13 protein-coding genes are annotated in these 16,175 nt (G+C 65.6%); 9 read left to right on the forward strand and 4 right to left on the reverse strand.

The genetic code is table 11. From position 1 onward, the window contains the following. Window positions 1–95: 95 nt before the first annotated feature. The 3 genes from AC1RR3_RS33510 (at window position 96) to AC1RR3_RS33520 (ending at window position 3,669) form a co-directional block, all read left to right on the forward strand. Window positions 96–2,759 (forward strand): bifunctional diguanylate cyclase/phosphodiesterase, encoded by a 2,664-nt coding sequence (locus AC1RR3_RS33510; RefSeq protein WP_492828739.1) that lies wholly within the window; start codon window positions 96–98, stop codon window positions 2,757–2,759. Between the two features lie 269 nt (window positions 2,760–3,028). After that, window positions 3,029–3,304, forward strand: coding sequence for a 30S ribosomal protein S21 (gene rpsU / locus AC1RR3_RS33515; RefSeq protein ID WP_492828740.1), 276 nt, complete (start codon window positions 3,029–3,031; stop codon window positions 3,302–3,304). Window positions 3,305–3,411: 107 nt separating this feature from the next. Continuing rightward, window positions 3,412–3,669: a hypothetical protein gene (locus AC1RR3_RS33520; protein ID WP_492828741.1), complete on the forward strand. Its 258-nt coding sequence runs from the start codon at window positions 3,412–3,414 to the stop codon at window positions 3,667–3,669. A 50-nt stretch (window positions 3,670–3,719) separates the two neighbouring features. Here the strand turns inward: AC1RR3_RS33520 and AC1RR3_RS33525 are convergent, their stop codons facing one another. Beyond that, window positions 3,720–4,610, reverse strand: coding sequence for a LysR family transcriptional regulator (locus tag AC1RR3_RS33525; protein ID WP_492828743.1), 891 nt, complete (start codon window positions 4,608–4,610; stop codon window positions 3,720–3,722). 104 nt (window positions 4,611–4,714) lie between these two features. On the opposite strand from AC1RR3_RS33525, the gene AC1RR3_RS33530 reads away from it, so the two are divergent. Together AC1RR3_RS33530 and AC1RR3_RS33535 are read left to right on the forward strand one after the other, a co-directional pair. Beyond that, the gene (locus tag AC1RR3_RS33530; protein ID WP_492828745.1) at window positions 4,715–5,596 is read left to right on the forward strand and encodes an SDR family oxidoreductase; all 882 of its coding nucleotides are present in this window, start codon (window positions 4,715–4,717) and stop codon (window positions 5,594–5,596) included. A 113-nt stretch (window positions 5,597–5,709) separates the two neighbouring features. Beyond that, window positions 5,710–7,407: a GMC family oxidoreductase gene (locus AC1RR3_RS33535; RefSeq protein WP_492828747.1), complete on the forward strand. Its 1,698-nt coding sequence runs from the start codon at window positions 5,710–5,712 to the stop codon at window positions 7,405–7,407. A 274-nt stretch (window positions 7,408–7,681) separates the two neighbouring features. Here AC1RR3_RS33535 and AC1RR3_RS33540 read toward each other — a convergent pair whose 3' ends face one another. Both AC1RR3_RS33540 and AC1RR3_RS33545 read right to left on the reverse strand, forming a co-directional pair. Then, complete coding sequence (locus AC1RR3_RS33540; RefSeq protein ID WP_492828749.1) at window positions 7,682–9,781, reverse strand: methyl-accepting chemotaxis protein; 2,100 nt, start codon at window positions 9,779–9,781, stop codon at window positions 7,682–7,684. A 138-nt stretch (window positions 9,782–9,919) separates the two neighbouring features. Next, a complete protein-coding gene (locus AC1RR3_RS33545; protein ID WP_492828750.1) occupies window positions 9,920–10,042 on the reverse strand; it encodes a hypothetical protein in 123 nt (40 codons plus the stop codon). A gap of 297 nt (window positions 10,043–10,339) precedes the next feature. Between AC1RR3_RS33545 and AC1RR3_RS33550 the strand changes: the two genes are divergently transcribed. The 3 genes from AC1RR3_RS33550 (at window position 10,340) to AC1RR3_RS33560 (ending at window position 12,829) form a co-directional block, all read left to right on the forward strand. Next, window positions 10,340–10,477 carry a hypothetical protein gene (locus tag AC1RR3_RS33550; protein ID WP_492828751.1) on the forward strand — a complete coding sequence of 46 codons (138 nt, stop codon included), beginning with the start codon at window positions 10,340–10,342 and terminating at the stop codon, window positions 10,475–10,477. 160 nt (window positions 10,478–10,637) lie between these two features. Further along, window positions 10,638–11,750 carry a lactonase family protein gene (locus AC1RR3_RS33555; protein WP_492828753.1) on the forward strand — a complete coding sequence of 371 codons (1,113 nt, stop codon included), beginning with the start codon at window positions 10,638–10,640 and terminating at the stop codon, window positions 11,748–11,750. Between the two features lie 191 nt (window positions 11,751–11,941). Then, window positions 11,942–12,829 (forward strand): efflux RND transporter periplasmic adaptor subunit, encoded by an 888-nt coding sequence (locus AC1RR3_RS33560; protein ID WP_492828755.1) that lies wholly within the window; start codon window positions 11,942–11,944, stop codon window positions 12,827–12,829. Window positions 12,830–12,988: 159 nt separating this feature from the next. Here AC1RR3_RS33560 and AC1RR3_RS33565 read toward each other — a convergent pair whose 3' ends face one another. Next, window positions 12,989–13,837, reverse strand: a complete 849-nt coding sequence (locus AC1RR3_RS33565; protein ID WP_492828757.1) for a caspase family protein — start codon at window positions 13,835–13,837, stop codon at window positions 12,989–12,991. A 423-nt stretch (window positions 13,838–14,260) separates the two neighbouring features. Between AC1RR3_RS33565 and AC1RR3_RS33570 the strand changes: the two genes are divergently transcribed. After that, entirely contained in the window at window positions 14,261–15,991 is a 1,731-nt protein-coding gene (locus tag AC1RR3_RS33570; protein ID WP_492828758.1) for a hypothetical protein, read from the forward strand. Window positions 15,992–16,175: the final 184 nt, after the last annotated feature.

A 16,175-nucleotide genomic window follows, 5' to 3' on the forward strand; every position in this document is an offset into this window, starting at 1 on the left:
CCGCCTGATTCCGCTCCAATTCATACTTTCCTAACCCTCGCTGGTAACGGGCCCTTGTCGGTTTTGCTGCATCTTGCATCCCACGGGAGGGCTGGATGGGCGCATCGATCCGATGGACCGCGCGATTACGCGCGCTGCTCCGCCGTTGGCGCGGGGCACCGCTGACATGGCTGATCGTCGGCGGCTTCGTGCTGATGGCGGCAACCGCCATCGGCACCGCGCTCACCGTCGACCGTTTCAGGCAGAACGCGATCGAGAGCGGCCGCGACAGCCTTGAGAGCGCAGTGCGGCTCCTCACCCGGCATTACGACCGCGAGTTCGCGGATTTCGCGGTGTTCCAGAAGAGCGTCATCGCGGAGCTCGAGAGCCATGGCATCGAGTCAGCCGAGCTGTTCCGCAGCCAGATGAGCACGCGCGCCATGCACGACATGCTGCGCGCAAAGGCCAGCGGCTGGTCCGACGTCGCCGGCGCCAATGTGTTCGACGCCAATGGCATTCTGATCAACTCGTCGCGGCGCTGGCCCGTCGCCGACATCTCGGTCGCCGACCGCCACTATTTCAACCGGCTCAAGAACGATCCGATCGCGCAGGAAGAGATCGAGGTCGTTCCCGGCCGGTTCGGCACCGGACCCGCGATCGTATTCGCGCGGCGCGTCTCCGGACCGCACGGCGAGTTCCTCGGCATGGTCTCGCGTGCGATCGCACCGGAGCAGATCGAATCCTTCTTCGCCTCGACGGGGCTCGGCGAGGATTCCTCGATCGCGATGCACCACCAGAACGGCCAGCTGCTCGCACGCATCCCGCATGTCGACGCCATGATCGGGCAGAATTTTCGCGAGGGCACCGCGGAGCAGAGGGCGGTGTTCGAGCGCACCTTCGTCACGACGAAGCTCGTAAGCCCGATCGACGGCACCGACCGCATCGTCGCCTCGCGCCTGCTGACCGGCGAGCCGCTGGTCGTGGTCGCGACCAAGTCGCTGGACGCAACGCTCGCCACCTGGCGCACGCAGACGAAATTCTTCGTCACCGTCGCCGTTCTCTCGATCGGCCTGCTGGTGCTGACGCTGTTCCTGATCTTCCGCCAGGTGATGCACAGGCTCTCGGTGGAGAAGCAGCGGCTCGACACCGCGATGAACACGATGACGCAGGGCCTGCTCATGTTCGACCAGGACGAGCGGCTGATCGTCTGCAACCGGCGCTACATCGAGATGTATGGACTGTCGACCGAATTGGTGAAACCCGGCGCCTATTTCCGCGACGTCATCCAGCACCGCCATGACACGGGCTCGTTCGAAGGCGACGTCGATGCCTATTGCGACGGCATTCTGGCCAGTGTCGACCAGACGCACAGCGCGATCGTCGAGACCGCCGACGGCCGCCTGATCGAGATCAAGAACCAGCCCGGCGCCGCCGGCGGCTGGCTCGCCACCCATGACGACGTCACCGAGCGCATCCGTGCCGACGAGCGCATCGCGCATATGGCGCATTACGACGCGCTGACTGACCTGCCCAACCGCGTGCTGATGCGCGGCCATCTGGAGCGCCGCGTTGCCGAGCTGGCCCAGGGCAAGCCGTTCGCGATCCTCTATATCGACGTCGACGAATTCAAGGGCGTCAACGACTCGCTCGGCCACGAGGTCGGCGACGAATTGCTGCGCCAGGTCGCAAGCCGCCTGCGCGCCTGCGTCAGCGGCAACGACCTCGTCGCGCGGCTTGGCGGCGACGAATTCGCCATCATCAAGGCCGCGACCTGCGACCAGGCCGAGCTGGCGGCGCTGGCGGAAACGATCCTCAACGCGCTGCGCAGGCCGGTGAACTGCAAGGGCCAGGAAATCCAGACCGATGCCAGCATCGGCATCGCGATCGCGCCCGACCACGGCGACAATCTCGACGACCTGCTCAAGCGCGCCGATCTCGCAATGTATGCGGCGAAATCGCAAGGCCGCGGCACTTTCCGCATCTTCGTGCCCGAATACGACGCCAAGGCCAGGCTGCGCCGCCAGCTCGAGCTCGATTTGCGGCAGGCGCTCGCGCGCGGCGAGTTCGAGGTGCACTACCAGCCGCTGGTCGACCTCACGGCCAATGTCGTCACCGGCTGCGAAGCGCTGCTGCGCTGGCGCCATCCGGAACGCGGCATGATCTCGCCCGCCGACTTCATCCCGGTCGCGGAGGAGACGGGCCTGATCGGCGAGATCGGCGAATGGGTGCTGAGGCAAGCCTGCACCGAGGCCGCCAGCTGGCCGGGTAATATCCACATTGCGGTCAACGTCTCGCCGGTGCAGTTCCGCTCGAGGTCGCTGGCGCTGAAGGTTGCCGCTGCGCTCGCCGAGTCGGGCCTCGCGCCCGGACGGCTCGAGCTCGAGGTCACCGAGACCGTCCTGATCCGCGACGACGAGGAGGCGCTGACGATCCTGCAGCAGCTGCGCGAACTCGGCGTGCGCATCGCGCTCGACGATTTCGGCACCGGCTATTCGTCGCTGAGCTATCTGCACCGCTTCCCCTTCGACAAGATCAAGATCGACCGCAGCTTCATCAGCGACATCGGCCAGTCCGAAGATTCCTCGCCGATCGTGCAGGCCGTGGTGCACATGGCCGCCGCCCGCCACATGGCGACGACGGCGGAGGGTGTCGAGACCGAGGCGCAGCGCGACGTGTTGCGGCAGCTCGGATGCAGCCAGATGCAGGGCTGGCTGTTCAGCCCGGCCGTGCCGGCCGCGAAGCTGAAGCAGTTGTTGTCGGCGCAGGCGGCGGCGGCTTAGCGCATAGCCACGCCCCGCACAGCCGCCGATGCCGGCCCGGATCCGGCTCCAGACGGCGAATTGACGCGCGCGGAAGCCTTATCGATTGACACGGCGTCCCGGGAGTGTTCACGTCGCCCCTGAACTGTATCGCGGCGCCAAGCAGCCCGCGTGTTCGAGGCCGGCGCGGAAGATCGCCGTCACTGTCATCCTCACGATCGCAATGAAGCTCCTGCGCAATAGGCTGCGTGCAGGGCTGTCGCCTTTCGCAGCCCGACGAGGAGTTCCAATTGCAGGTACTTGTCCGTGACAACAATGTCGACCAGGCGCTTCGTGTCCTGAAGAAGAAGATGCAGCGCGAAGGCGTGTTTCGCGAAATGAAGCAGCGCCGCTCCTACGAGAAGCCTTCCGAGAAAAAGACGCGCGAAAAGTCCGAGGCGATTCGCCGCGCCCGCAAGCTCGCGCGCAAGCAGGCGATCAGGGAAGGGTTGCTGCCGGCGCCCCCGAAGAAGAAGCTTCCCGAGCGCAAGCCGGCCCTGCCGCAGCTCTCCAGGCCGGCGAGCTGAAGCACCGGCAAGACCGGGCAGAGAATCAGGCCGAGCAGCGGAAGCAAGCCGACATCGTTCCTGCGGATCTTGCATCCGGGGAGATATTCCATATCTCCATCGGCATGATGAAGCTCACACTCATCCAGGACCAGGCGATCCAGGCCCTCATGGCGGGCATCGTTGGCGCCGAGACGTTCGATCGGATCTTCGCGGGCCTCCGCTTCGACAATGTCGAGGGCACGATGCTCTACGCCTTCGCCAGGAACGAGGAGGCCGCGTCCGATATCGAGGACAGCTACTCGCCTTACATCGCCGCGGTCGCATCGCAGGTGTTGAACCGGCAGGTCGACGTCGTCGTCGTGATGCCGAAAGTGCTGCAATAAGCGGTCTGCCGGCACACCAGCGGCCGCCGGCGCAAACGATCCTCTTCCGCTCAGTCGAGGAAGGCTGCGAGTTCCTCGGGCGCGCCGGACGGAAACGCTTCCTTGAGGCAGTCGAGGAACGCGGAGACGCGCGCGCTCAGCAATCGGCGTGATGGATAGAGCGCCCAGAGCGTGATCTCGGGTCCATCGACATCACCCCAGTGCACGAGCTTGCCGGCCGCCAGGTCGTAACTCACAAGCGACACAGGAAGCCGCGCGGCGCCCACGCCCGCGCGGACCGCATCGCGAACCATCATGAGCGACGACAGGCGGAGCACGGGATCAACTGGGATCGTTGAGCTTCCGCCTGGCGCCATCATGTCCCAACTGGGAGTGAGGTCGCTCTCTCCGCGCACCACGACCGGTACGGCGCGATCGTCCGTCGGACGACGCAGGCCGGGGCTCGCCACGACCACCAGCCGATCGCGCAGAAAGATTCGCCCAACCAGACTTTCGTCCGGATCCGGATTGACGCGGATCACCAGGTCATAGCCCTCCTCGATCATGTCGACGGCGCGATCGTCGGTCGTGACCTCGAGCCGGACCTCCGGATGTCTGAGCGCGAATATGGCGGCCAGTTTCCCCATCGCGGTCTGCGAGAACAGCAGCGGCGCGCTGATCCGCAGCCTGCCGCGCGGCCTGTCGCCGCCGGAGGCGATTGCGGCTGCGGTCTCGTCGAGCTCGGCGAGTAACCTCCCCGTCCGCTCGTAGAGCGCGCGCCCTTCCTCGGTGAGCTTCAGGGCGCGTGACCCGCGCTCGAACAGACGCAGATCGAGGCTGCCCTCCAGCTCCGAGACCCGGCGGGACAACGTGGCTTTCGGGCGGCCGGTGGCGCGGGCGGCCCGGCCAAACCCGCCGTGCCTGGCGACCAGGTTGAAGTCAGCGAGGGCAAGCAGGTCCATCTGTTCCACCTGTGAGACGATGCGTCTAAATATAACGTCTATTGGACCGCATGTGGATCGCTAATTTGCGGGGGTGTCCTTAGACCTCAACAGGAGTGACCCCCATGACTATCCTCGTAACCGGCGCCACCGGCCGTGTCGGCCGCCACGTCGTCCAGCAACTCGTCAAGCGCGGCGCCGATGTGCGCGTGCTGTCCCGCGATCCCGCCAAGGCTGAATTCCCCGCCGGCGTGACGGTCGTGAAAGGCGATCTGCTCGACATCGGCTCGCTGCGCGCGGCATTCAGCGGCATCAAGACGCTGTTCCTGCTCAATGCAGTGACGGGCGACGAATTCACCCAGGCGCTGATCACGCTGAACATTGCGCGCGAGACCGGCGTCGATCGGGTCGTCTATCTCTCGGTGATCCACGCCGATCGCTTCGTCAACGTGCCGCACTTCGCGGTGAAGTTCGGCGCCGAGCGGATGCTCGAGCAGATGGGCTTTGGCGCCACGATCCTGCGTCCGTCCTACTTCATCGACAATGATCGCACGATCAAGGACGTCATCGTCAACCACGGCGTCTACCCGATGCCGATCGGAGCTAAGGGTCTCGCCATGGTCGATGCCCGCGACATCGGCGAGGTCGCAGCGATCGAGTTGATCCGCCGCGATCAGACGCCTGGCAAGCTGCCGAGCGAAACCATCAATCTGGTCGGCCCCGACGCACTGACCGGTCCTGATGTGGCCGCGATCTGGTCGGATGTGCTGGGCCGCCCGGTCGCCTATGGCGGCGATGATCCCAGCGGCTTCGAGCAGAATCTGGCGACTTTCATGCCGAAATGGATGGCCTACGAGATGCGCCTGATGGCCGAGCGCTTTGTCAGCGACGGCATGATCCCCGGGAACGGTGACGTCGCGCGTCTGACCAGAATCCTGGGACGTCCGCTGCATTCCTACCGCGACTTCGCGACGCAGATCGCGGCGGCGACGACAAAGCCGGCCTGACGGTAACAGCAACCAGCCCGGATGTTGCCACGAGGCGATGTCCGGGCTTCGACGTGACCTCACGATAAAACCACGCTACCCTCTTGCGACAAGAACAAGAGGAAACGCCAATCGTGTACGACACCATTATCGTGGGCGGCGGCTCGGCGGGGTCCGTGCTGGCCCACCGGCTCTCCGCCAGGAGCGCCAACAAAGTCCTGCTCTGCGAAGCCGGACAGGACACACCACCGGGCAACGAGCCCGCCGAAATCAGGGACAGCTATCCGGGCACGGCCTATTTCGATCCGCGTTTTCACTGGACGGAATTGAAGGTCACGACGCAGGTCGTCAGCCACAACAATCCGAACGAAGCGCGGCCTCCTTTGCGCAAATACGAGCAGGCGCGCGTGCTGGGCGGCGGCTCGTCGATCAACGGCCAGATGGCCAACCGCGGCGCACCGACCGACTACGACGAATGGGACGCGCGCGGCGCCGAGGGCTGGACCTGGAACGACGTGCTGCCGTTTTTCAAGAAGGTCGAGCGCGACCTCGATTTCGACGGCCCGTATCACGGCAAGGACGGCCGGATTCCGGTTCGCCGGATTCCGCGGGAGCACTGGACGCGGCATTCGCAGGCCTTCGCCGAGGCCTTCCAGCAGGCCGGCCATCCCTTCGTGGCGGACCAGAACGGCGAATTCGTCGACGGCTATTTCCCGGTGACGCACTCCAATCAATCAGAGCAGCGCGTCTCGGCCGCGATGGGCTATCTTGATCGCGACACGCGCCAGCGCGCCAATCTGACGATCTCCACCAACACGCAAGTGCGAGAGCTGCTGTTCGAAGGCACGCAATGCGTCGGCGTGAAGGCTGTTGTCGATGGCCGGGAGCAGGAATTCCGCGGACGCGAGATCATTCTCTCCAGCGGCGCCATCCATTCGCCGGCGCATCTCTTGCGCGCCGGCATCGGCCCGGTCGGTCACCTCAAGGACTTGGGCATTCCCGTGCTGATGGGGCTGCCGGGCGTCGGCCAGCGCCTGATGGATCATCCCTCGATCTCGCTGTCGTCCTTTGTCCGCCGCGGTGCGCGCATGAACGAGCACACCAGGCGCCACATGCAGCTGGGCCTGCGCTATTCGTCGGGCCTCGCGGGCGTGCCGAAGGGCGACATGTTCGTCGTGCTGCTCAGCAAGTCGGCCTGGCATGCGGTCGGCGAGCAGATCGGCTCGCTGCTGACCTTCGTCAACAAGACCTATTCCGAGACCGGACAGGTCAAGCTCGCCTCGCGCGATCCCGCGGCCGAGCCGATCGTCGAGTTCAATCTGCTGTCCGACCGGCGCGATCTCGATCGCCTGATGAGCGGCTTCCGCAAGATGGCGGCGGTGCAGATGAGCGACGTGGTCAAGGCGGTGACGGACAAGCCGTTCCCGGCCGCCTATACCGACAAGGTCCGCAAGATCGGCGTGGTCAACACCAAGAACAGGATTCTGACCAAGATCGCCGCGGCGATGATGGACGGACCGGCAGCGCTGCGCCACTACATGATCGACAATTTCGTCGTCGAAGGTTTCACCTTCGACCAGGTGATGAACGACGACGAGGCGCTGGAAGCCTTCGTGCGCAAGGCGACCATCGGCGTATGGCACGCCTCCTGCTCATGCCGCATGGGCTTGGCCAGCGATCCGATGGCGGTGGTGGACAACCAGGGCCGGGTCAAGGGCATCCAGGGCCTGCGCGTCGTCGACGCCTCGATCTTCCCGGTGGTGCCATGCGCCAACACCAATTTTCCGGTGCTGATGTCGGCGGAGAAGATCGCGGCGGCGATCATGCAGTGATCGGCTGGGCTCTCGTGTCCCGGGCGCAGCGCAGCGTGCAACGATGCGCTGCTGAACCGGGACCCAGGATACCTCGGCATGGGCCCCGGCTCTGCAGCGCATCACTTCGTGCTGCGCAGCGTCCGGGGCACGAGAGCGGAGCGCAGTCATAGAGTCGGCAAAGGCGCGCCCTTCGCGCGCCGTGCCCACCATCTAGACATGGTGGGCACGCTTCCGCCTTCGCTCTTCGAGCTACGGCGGCCGCTTTGACCGGCCCACGGATCCGGCGATTGCCTTACGCCGCCCGGAGGTCGCCGACGAAGCGGTCGACGTCGCGCTTGAGATCGTCCGACAGCCGCGCCAGCATCTTGGCTGAATCCAGCACCTCGCCGGCGGCAGCACCGGTCTGCCCGGCCGCTTGCGAGACGCCGGAGATGTGCCGCGAGACCTCGTTGGTGCCTTGCGAGGCCTGCTGCACGTTGCGTGCGATCTCGCGTGTCGCGGCGCCCTGCTGCTCGACGGCCGCGGCGATCGCGGCCGCGATCTCGTTGACGCGCTGGATGGTGGTGCCGATCGACTGGATCGCGGTCACCGACGACTGGGTCGCGCCCTGGATCGCGGCGACCTGGCCGGTGATCTCCTCGGTCGCCTTCGCGGTCTGCGTGGCCAGGTTCTTCACCTCGGATGCGACCACCGCGAAGCCGCGACCGGCCTCGCCGGCGCGCGCCGCCTCGATGGTGGCGTTGAGCGCGAGCAGATTGGTCTGCTCGGCAATGCCGGTGATCAGCGCGACGACGTCGCCGATGCGCTGCGCGGCATCGGCCAGCGCCTGCACCTCGGCATTGGTGCGATCGGCTTCGGCCGAGGCGGCGCCGGCAATGCTGGAGGATTCAGCGACCTGGCGGCTGATTTCGGTGATCGAGGCCGAGAGCTCTTCCGTGGCGGCGGCAACCGTCTGCACATTGGAGGAGGCGTCGCCCGAGAGGCTTGCGACCGAGGCCGCCTTGGAAGAGCCCTGCTCGGCGGTCGACGACATCGACTGCGCGGTCGCGTTCAGCTCGCCCGAGGCCGAGGCCAGCGTGTGCAGCGATTCCGTGACGGTCTTCTCGAACTGCTCGATCAGCCGCTCGACAGCGAGCTGGCGCCGCTCTTTCCGGCCCTGCTCCGCAGCCTTCTCCTCGGCGAGGCGATCACCGGTGATCATGTTCTCCCTGAACACGGACACCGCGCGCGACATTTCGCCGATCTCGTCGCCGCGCTCGATTCCGGCGAGCTCGATCGCATAGTCTCGCTCGGCGAGGGAGCGCATCGCCTGCGTCAGCTTGCGGATCGGTGCGCTGACGCGGCGATTCACCAGGATGAAGCCGAACAATGTGATGGCGAGCGCGACCAGCATCATGCCGCCATTGAGCGCCAGGCTCCATTTCGCCGAAATCATCTGCTGCCCGGCGCGGGCGACCATTTCGGCAAGCGCGACCTGGCCGGCCTCGACGCTGTAGCCGAGAATGGCGGTGTTGAGCTTCGACAGATCCTCGATCTTGATGTCGATGGTCTGGTTGCTGCTCAGCGCCTTGATGAAGCCCTGCTGGCGCTCGGTCATGGCGGCGGCCTCGCCCTGCTTCGAGCGGGCGATCACGTCGACGAGGCTCGCCGGGGCGTCGGCACGGCCACCGATATCCAGCACCTGGCTCCAGGCCTGCCAGGCGCGGCCGGTATCCTCGGCGGCGCCGACCATGTCGGCGGTGCTCCAGGGCTTGCCGCTCGCGGCCGCGGCTTCGAGGCGGATGGCGACGAGGCCACCGAAATTACGTGCGGCCCAGGCCGACTGTTTGACGCCGAGCAGATGATCGACCACGGGATCGGTGAGCTTGAGCGCGTTCTCGAGCTCGAACGTCAGCGCCAGAATGGCATCGAGATAGTCCTGCGCGGCTTTGCGGAACTCGTCGCCGACCTTCGCATCGCGCTCCGCCTTGGCCTGGTGGATGGCGGTTTCCGCCTTGGGTCGCAGCGGCACGAGCGCGTCATGGATCGCGACGAGCTTGCCGAGGGCGCCGGCCAGGCGAGAATCGGACACGCCATCGAGGCGCTCGAGCACGCTCTTGTAGGCGGCCTCGGACAACTGCCGGTTGGTGGCGATGCGATTGTCGGCATTGGCATTGGCCGGCGCGTCCGCGACCAGCGCCGACAGGAAGGTGCCGCGTTCGAGCCGGAAGCCGAGCAGGGTCGCAAACAGCTGCTGGTCGGTGCTGGCGAAGCGATCGACCTTTTGCGCGGCGCCGTTGCGCTCAATGGCCCCGAAGAGACCCGTCGCCAGCTGCCCGACCAGGAACAGGCCAAGCACGCCGATAATGGCGCCGAGAACGGAGCGAATGGAGGGATTGCCGAACAATGCCATGAGAGCGCCGGATCCTGCGGGAAAAGATGCAGAAATATACCGGTCCGCCCCTAAGATTTGGTTCACCACATGCGTCCCGGCCCGCGGCGGGCGAGCCAGGATCAGTTGAACTACGGAGATCTCAGGCGACGGGAACGCTCATTTCGCCTGCCTCGCCGCCCGGATCTCGGCGAACTCGGCGTCGGGATGCGTGACGATGGTGGTGAACATGATGCCGCTGATGATCAGCGACCAAGCGGTGTTCCAACAAATCCAAAACACGTGCCAGCCTCCGTTTCGGTGTCCTCCGCCCGCGAGACCGGGGGTAACGGCGGGAGAAGGCTTGCCGTTCCCGAGTGATCTTCTGGCCGGGGCCTGCGGCTTGAGCAGGCGAAGCGCAACGCTAATCAAGTTTGTCAGCGAGACCTTGCGATCGGTTTAACCGCTGTGGCGCTTTGCCACGACGTCCCAGGCCCCGCCGGCCTTCAGCTGTGAACGACTTCATAGGATCGCCGCCGGTTGCAGTGCACGATCGTTGTCGCGCCCCGGCGCATTCAATTGACGGACGGATTTGGCCTGATGCGGAAACGGTTAGTCGCCTGGACCATCCTGACCTCGGCGCTGCTCGCCGTCGCCGTTTGGACCGTGCTCGGGCCGCCGGAACGGCCGGCCGGCCTGCATCTGCCCTCCCGCGACCTGACGGCCGCGGTGCGGTAGATTCGTGTTGACGCGAACCGGGCATCCACTTCGCTCGAAACGCTTTGCTACCGATACGATTTCAGCATCGATCGATCTCAATTGGAATTTGGTGCGGTGACGCGCCTGCCGCTATCCTCTGCGACAAAATAACAATACCGCACGGCCCAAGGAGGAGCCCATGAGACCGACCAGCCGCATCGCGCCACGCGCTGCAATCGCCACCACCCTCGCCTTTCTCACCCTCATTTCGGGAGTCCGCGCCGGCATGGCCGAGATCTTCGCCTATGTCGGCAACGCCGACAGCAACGACATCAGCGTGTTCAAGCTGGCCGAGAGCGGCGAGATGACGCCGGTGCAGACGGCCGCCTTCACCGGTGTCGAAAAGCCGGGTTCCTCGACACCACTCGCGATCACGCCCGACCACCGCGTCCTGATTGCCGGTGTTCGCTCGCAGCCGTTCCTGGCGGTGAGCTTTGCGATCGACCCCAAGACAGGCCAGCTCAGTCCCATCGGCAACGGGCCGCTCGCCGACAGCATGGCGAACATCGCAACCGATCGCGGCGGCAAGGTGCTGTTCAGCGCTTCCTATGGCGGCAACAAGGTCGCACTGAATCCGCTTCAAGCCAGCGGCGTCGTCGCCGAGCCGAAGCAGGTGATTCCGACCGGGCTGAACGCCCACGCCTTCCTGCCCTCACCCGACAATCGCTTCGTGTTCGCGACCAATCTCGGCTCCGACCAGGTGCTGAGCTTTGCGTTCGATGCCGCTTCCGGCACGCTGACGCCGAGCGACCCGCCGGCGACCAAGGTGCCGGAGAAATCCGGGCCGCGGCACTTCGTGTTCCACCCCAATGGCAGGTTCGTCTATCTGATCCACGAGCTGAACGGCGATGTCGCGGCGTTCGGCTATGAAGCCAAGAGCGGCGCATGGACCGAGATCCAGCGCACCACCGCACTGCCCGAAGGTTTCAACGGAAAGCCTTGGGCCGCTGACATCCACATCACTCCGGACGGCCGCTTCCTCTACGCCTCCGAGCGCACCACCAACACGCTCACCGCGTACAAGGTCGACGCCGATAGCGGCAAGCTGACCACGATCGGCAGCGTGCCGACCGAGAAGCAGCCGCGCGGCTTCAACATCGACCCCTCCGGACGCTACCTCGCCGCGGTCGGCGAGCTCTCCGACGGCATGACGGTCTACGGGATCGACCCGAGCAGCGGCGCGCTCGCCAAGCTGAAATCCTACCCCACCGGCAAGAAGCCGAACTGGGTGGAGTTCTTGAACCTGCCGTGAGGGCTCGCTTCTTTACCTCTCCTGGAGGGGGAAGGTGAGAGCGGCGAACCTCTTCGTCTTTGCAGCGACTAATTCAACGGGCAGCATCGCGCCGCCCGCGCTGCTGCGTCATTCTCATCCGGCCGGACCATGGCCCGCAGCAAGCGCTTCTGCTATCGATGAGGCCGTCAAGGCCCCAACCGGAATGACCGATGCGTCCATTGCCCGCGCGTTCCCTTTCCCAAAAGCTTGTTGCGCTGACCGGACTGCTGCTGCTGTCCGCTCCACTCGCGTACGCCGCCGAAGACGACGCGCCCAAGGGACCGGCGGTCACGGTGCTGAAAGTCGCAAAATCCTGCTTCTCCGACATCGTCGAGGCCACCGGCAGCATCATCGCGCGCGAGGAGACCTCGGTGCGGCCCGAGCGTCCGGGCCTGAAGGTCACCGAGGTGCTGGCGGAAGCCGGCGAGACCACCACGGCCGGCCAGGTGCTGGCGCGGCTCGCGCTGCCCGAAGGCGGCACGCTTCAGGTGACGGCGCCCGTGGCGGGCGTGATCGCCACCTCGACCGCGCAGATCGGCAACCTCGCCTCGGCCAAGGGCGAGGCGCTGTTCACGATCGTGGCGCGCAGCGAATATGATCTCGTGGCCCTGGTGGCGACCAGCGACGTGAGGAAGCTCGCGGTCAGCCAGCCGACGACCGTGCGCATCGCCGGCGCCGGCGACATCGACGGCAAGGTCCGCCGCATCGGGCCGACCGTGGAGCCGAACATCCAGCAGGGCTTGGTCTATATCGGCATCTCCTCGCAGAAGCGGCTGCTGCTGAACGCGAGCGGGCGCGCGCTGATCAAGACCGGCCAGAGCTGCAACGTCGCGGTGCCCCTGACCTCGGTGCAATATTCATCCGCCGGCACCGTGGTGCAGGTGATCCGCCGCAACCGCGTCGAGACCAAGCGTGTCGAGATCGGATTGATGTCGGGCGGCAATATCGAGGTCCGCGACGGCCTCAACGAAGGCGACGTCGTCGTCGCCCGCGCCGGCGCGCTGTTGCGTGAAGGCGATCCGGTGCGACCGGTGATGGCTGCGGAAGCGGCGAAGTAGGTCTCTTGTCCCGGACGCGCTGCAGCGTGCAACGCTGCTGCGCAGAGCCGGGACCCACAATGCCACTCAGCATGACGAAAAAAATGGGCCCCGGCTCAGCGTCGCATCATTGCATGATGCGCCGCGTCCGGGGCACGAGACTTGCCGAATTAGGGAAACCTAACCGCCGGCCTGATCGAAATTCACGTCCTCGAGCAGCGACGACGACACGGTCGGGACCTGGTCGCCTTCGGAGGCGCGGGAGATGGCGACGCGGGTCTTGTTGAAGACGCTTTCGGCGCTGCCCTGCGCATTGATGTTGCCGATGAGCTCGCTGACCAGCACGCTGTGCTCGCCCTTGCCGTCGTCGACGACCTTGCCGGGCGAGGCCGAGGAGAGGATCAGCGCATTGTCCGGCGCGCTGATCGGCGCGAGGCCGTGGCTGTAGGAGCGGAAGCGGCGCTCGTAGGGGTTACGACGGGACGCATCGACGACGACGAGCTTGGCCTTGGCGCCCTGCTCCTTCATCATGTTGAGCACGCCCTCGATGGAGACGCCCTGGCGGCGGACGTCGTTTTCCTTCCAGATCGCGGCATCGACCGGCAGCATGTAGCTCTCGCGGCCGGCCTGCACGCCGAAGCCGCCGAAGAACAGCATGACGACGGTGTCGCGCTTGATCCGCGACTTCAGGCGGTTGACGGCGCGGACCATGTCGTCCCTGGTCGCGTCTTCCACCATGTCGACGTCAAAGCCGCTCTTGCGCAGGGTCGAGGACAGCGCGCGGGCGTCGTTGATCGACTGCGTCAGCGGCGCGCTGGCGTCGGGGTAATGTCCATTGCCGATGACGAGGGCGAGGCGCGAGGTCTGGCCGATCGAGCCGGTGACCTGGTCGGTCGTAACAGCCTTGGCGGCATCGAGCGCGCGCATGTTGAGGGCAGCATGGGCACCGATCACGAGCGAGACCGTGCCGATGAGGGCTGCGGCCACCGCGATCGTGCGTCGGGAAATGTCGAGCTGCGTTACATTCATCTCGCTTCATTCCTGTCAGTGCCAAAGACCAGCCAAGCGCGCGCACACAGTTTGAGTAGCGCGATAGCGTCTTCAGGTTTGAGGGATTGGCCGGGGATGTGCCCCCGAACTGCGCGCAATTTGCGGCGCCGCACCAAACAAACCCTTAACCGGATATCGCCTTCCCGGCAATAGATTGCCCTAAATTTGAGCTAAGCAGCTGAATATATTAGTTAATTCTCCGAACTTGATGCATGCATTTTTTATACCCCCGTAGCCTTCCGGGGCTTGATCATGCAGCCTCCGTGCCGGCTTTTTCTGTGACCGCTATCACATTTGTATTTCCTGCGAATCCGGGTAGCTTTTTCAAAGACTTGCGGGGGTGGTGCGCAGCTGGGAGCGTGCCGGCCGGCCCCCGACCAAGGCCCCGCGACCAGGTATTTCATGAGCTTTCATTATTTTGCCGGCGCTGCCTGCCGGGCGCTGACGGCGCGCAAGGACGGCCCCTCGCTTTATGAGGTCTGCGATCCCGTATTGTCGGGGACGGCCGGCGGCGATCCGCATCTGGCCAAATTCTACAAGACCGCCCTCGGCAATCCCGCACTGCGGATACTGCTCCGGCGCGCCGGCCTGCCCGAGCTGCGCGACGACGGGAAACTGACCCGGCTGCGCGAGGCGCTGGCGCGCGCGCGCGACGAGGCCGAGCCTGACTGGGCCGCGGTCGGCCAGCCCGTCGCCGATCTCGTCGACAGCATCGCGCTCGACCATCCGAAGCCGCCGCCGGCCATATTCACCGGCGCCATGCCACAGCAATCGCAGATCGACGGCGTGATCCGCGACTGCGCGCAGCACCTGCTCGGCTCCTACCGCAAGAACGGCTTTCTGCCGACCTACGCCGCGTTCAATCTGATCGGCGATCCTGACGTCCGCGGCCGCGAGCTGATCATGGCGCTCACCGGGCTGAATGCCCGCGGCTACAAGAACTCCTCGCTGCTGTTCAACCTCGCCCGCGTCTTCATCGCGCGTTCGCCGGCACGCGCCGTGGTCAATCCGCCCTGGACCGGCATCGCCGAGCCGATGTGGGAGCCGGTGCAGATCCGCCACCGCTCGGCCTATTACGATGCGTTCTTCATCGAGGCGCTGCTGAGCTATGCCGAGACCGGGCTTGCTTCGCCCGCCGACAAGATTGCAGCGGAGCGCGCGGTCGCCGACATGGTCGATTTCTGCGTCAACATCAGCCGCGAGGAGGTCGAGGGCCTGGACGGCGCGCGCTTCAACGTCATCACCGCACTGGCGCCGGCGCCGCATCCGCGCTTTTCCCGCTTCTTCGCGCAGATCAAGCAGGATCTCGGCTTCGGCATCTATGTGCCGGATTGCGACACCACCGCCTGTTCGATCTCGGCGGCGACGCAGGCCGGCTGCACCGATCCGATCATCGATCAGCCGCTGCTGGATTTCTACGCGAGCTATCAGGTGCAGGCGGGCGTCAACGAACCGCGCGTCACCGTGCCGCTCAACGACAATATCGACTATGAGGGCGGGGTTGCGACCTGGATCGATAATCTGAGGGGCGAGCGTCCCTACGGCAACGATCTCGATCCGACGCTCAATCTCGACATTCTCGAGGTCAGCTTTCGCAACCTCGCGCGCTGGAAGATTCTGGAAACACCGGCGCGGCTGGCGACCGTCCATCGCATCATCGGCTTCCAGAAGCGCCTGGCGGCGAGTGGCGCCTTCGCCAATCCGCGCTCGCACATCTACTATCTGCCCGAGCTCTACAGCGCCTATTTCGGCCGCTGCTATGCGGCCTTCCTGGCGCTGCCGCTGGCGGCGCAGGCCGCGATCGATCCCAATGGCGATTTCGATTTCATCCGCCACCGCGTGCTCTCCTACGTCAAGGGCGAGCTGATGGCGGCCGAGATGAACGTGTTCGACGCCGCACTGGCGCTGATCGCACTCGGCCATCTTGGCGCCGACCCGCGCGCCTTCGCCCCGGCGCTGAATGTCATCGTCGCCAGCCTCGGCGAAGGCGGCCGCCGCGGCCCGTTTCGCGCCTATGAATGGAACAAGATGAAGACACCGACGCGGATTCTGGTGGGCGGGCCCGAGGTGACGTCGGCGTTTGTGCTGATGGGCCTGGCGGTGGCCAAGCGGGCGATGCAGGGCCGGGGGTAGGTGGTCTCGTGCGCCGGACGCAGCGCAGCGCTCCTTCAGCGGTGCGCTGCTGAGCCGGGGCCCATGTCGCCAAAAGCTCGCCCGCGATGTTGTGGGTCCCGGCTCTGCGCAGCAGGCGCCGCACCGCGTCCGGGACACGAGAGCGGAGAAGCCATCGCCAATGACGGGAAGTTGAAAGCCTGTC

The sequence above is a fragment of the Bradyrhizobium sp. GW821-FHT13H05 genome (assembly GCF_058804065.1).

Excerpts from the sequence above, each read along its gene's own strand:
- AC1RR3_RS33510 (WP_492828739.1), top strand. The coding sequence starts at position 96 with ATGGGCGCATCGATCCGATGGACCGCGCGATTACGCGCGCTGCTCCGC.
- AC1RR3_RS33560 (WP_492828755.1), top strand. The coding sequence starts at position 11,942 with ATGCGTCCATTGCCCGCGCGTTCCCTTTCCCAAAAGCTTGTTGCGCTG.
- AC1RR3_RS33565 (WP_492828757.1), bottom strand. The coding sequence starts at position 13,837 with ATGAATGTAACGCAGCTCGACATTTCCCGACGCACGATCGCGGTGGCC.
- AC1RR3_RS33540 (WP_492828749.1), bottom strand. The coding sequence starts at position 9,781 with ATGGCATTGTTCGGCAATCCCTCCATTCGCTCCGTTCTCGGCGCCATT.
- AC1RR3_RS33555 (WP_492828753.1), top strand. The coding sequence starts at position 10,638 with ATGAGACCGACCAGCCGCATCGCGCCACGCGCTGCAATCGCCACCACC.
- AC1RR3_RS33525 (WP_492828743.1), bottom strand. The coding sequence starts at position 4,610 with ATGGACCTGCTTGCCCTCGCTGACTTCAACCTGGTCGCCAGGCACGGC.
- AC1RR3_RS33530 (WP_492828745.1), top strand. The coding sequence starts at position 4,715 with ATGACTATCCTCGTAACCGGCGCCACCGGCCGTGTCGGCCGCCACGTC.
- AC1RR3_RS33520 (WP_492828741.1), top strand. The coding sequence starts at position 3,412 with ATGAAGCTCACACTCATCCAGGACCAGGCGATCCAGGCCCTCATGGCG.
- AC1RR3_RS33550 (WP_492828751.1), top strand. The coding sequence starts at position 10,340 with ATGCGGAAACGGTTAGTCGCCTGGACCATCCTGACCTCGGCGCTGCTC.
- AC1RR3_RS33570 (WP_492828758.1), top strand. The coding sequence starts at position 14,261 with ATGAGCTTTCATTATTTTGCCGGCGCTGCCTGCCGGGCGCTGACGGCG.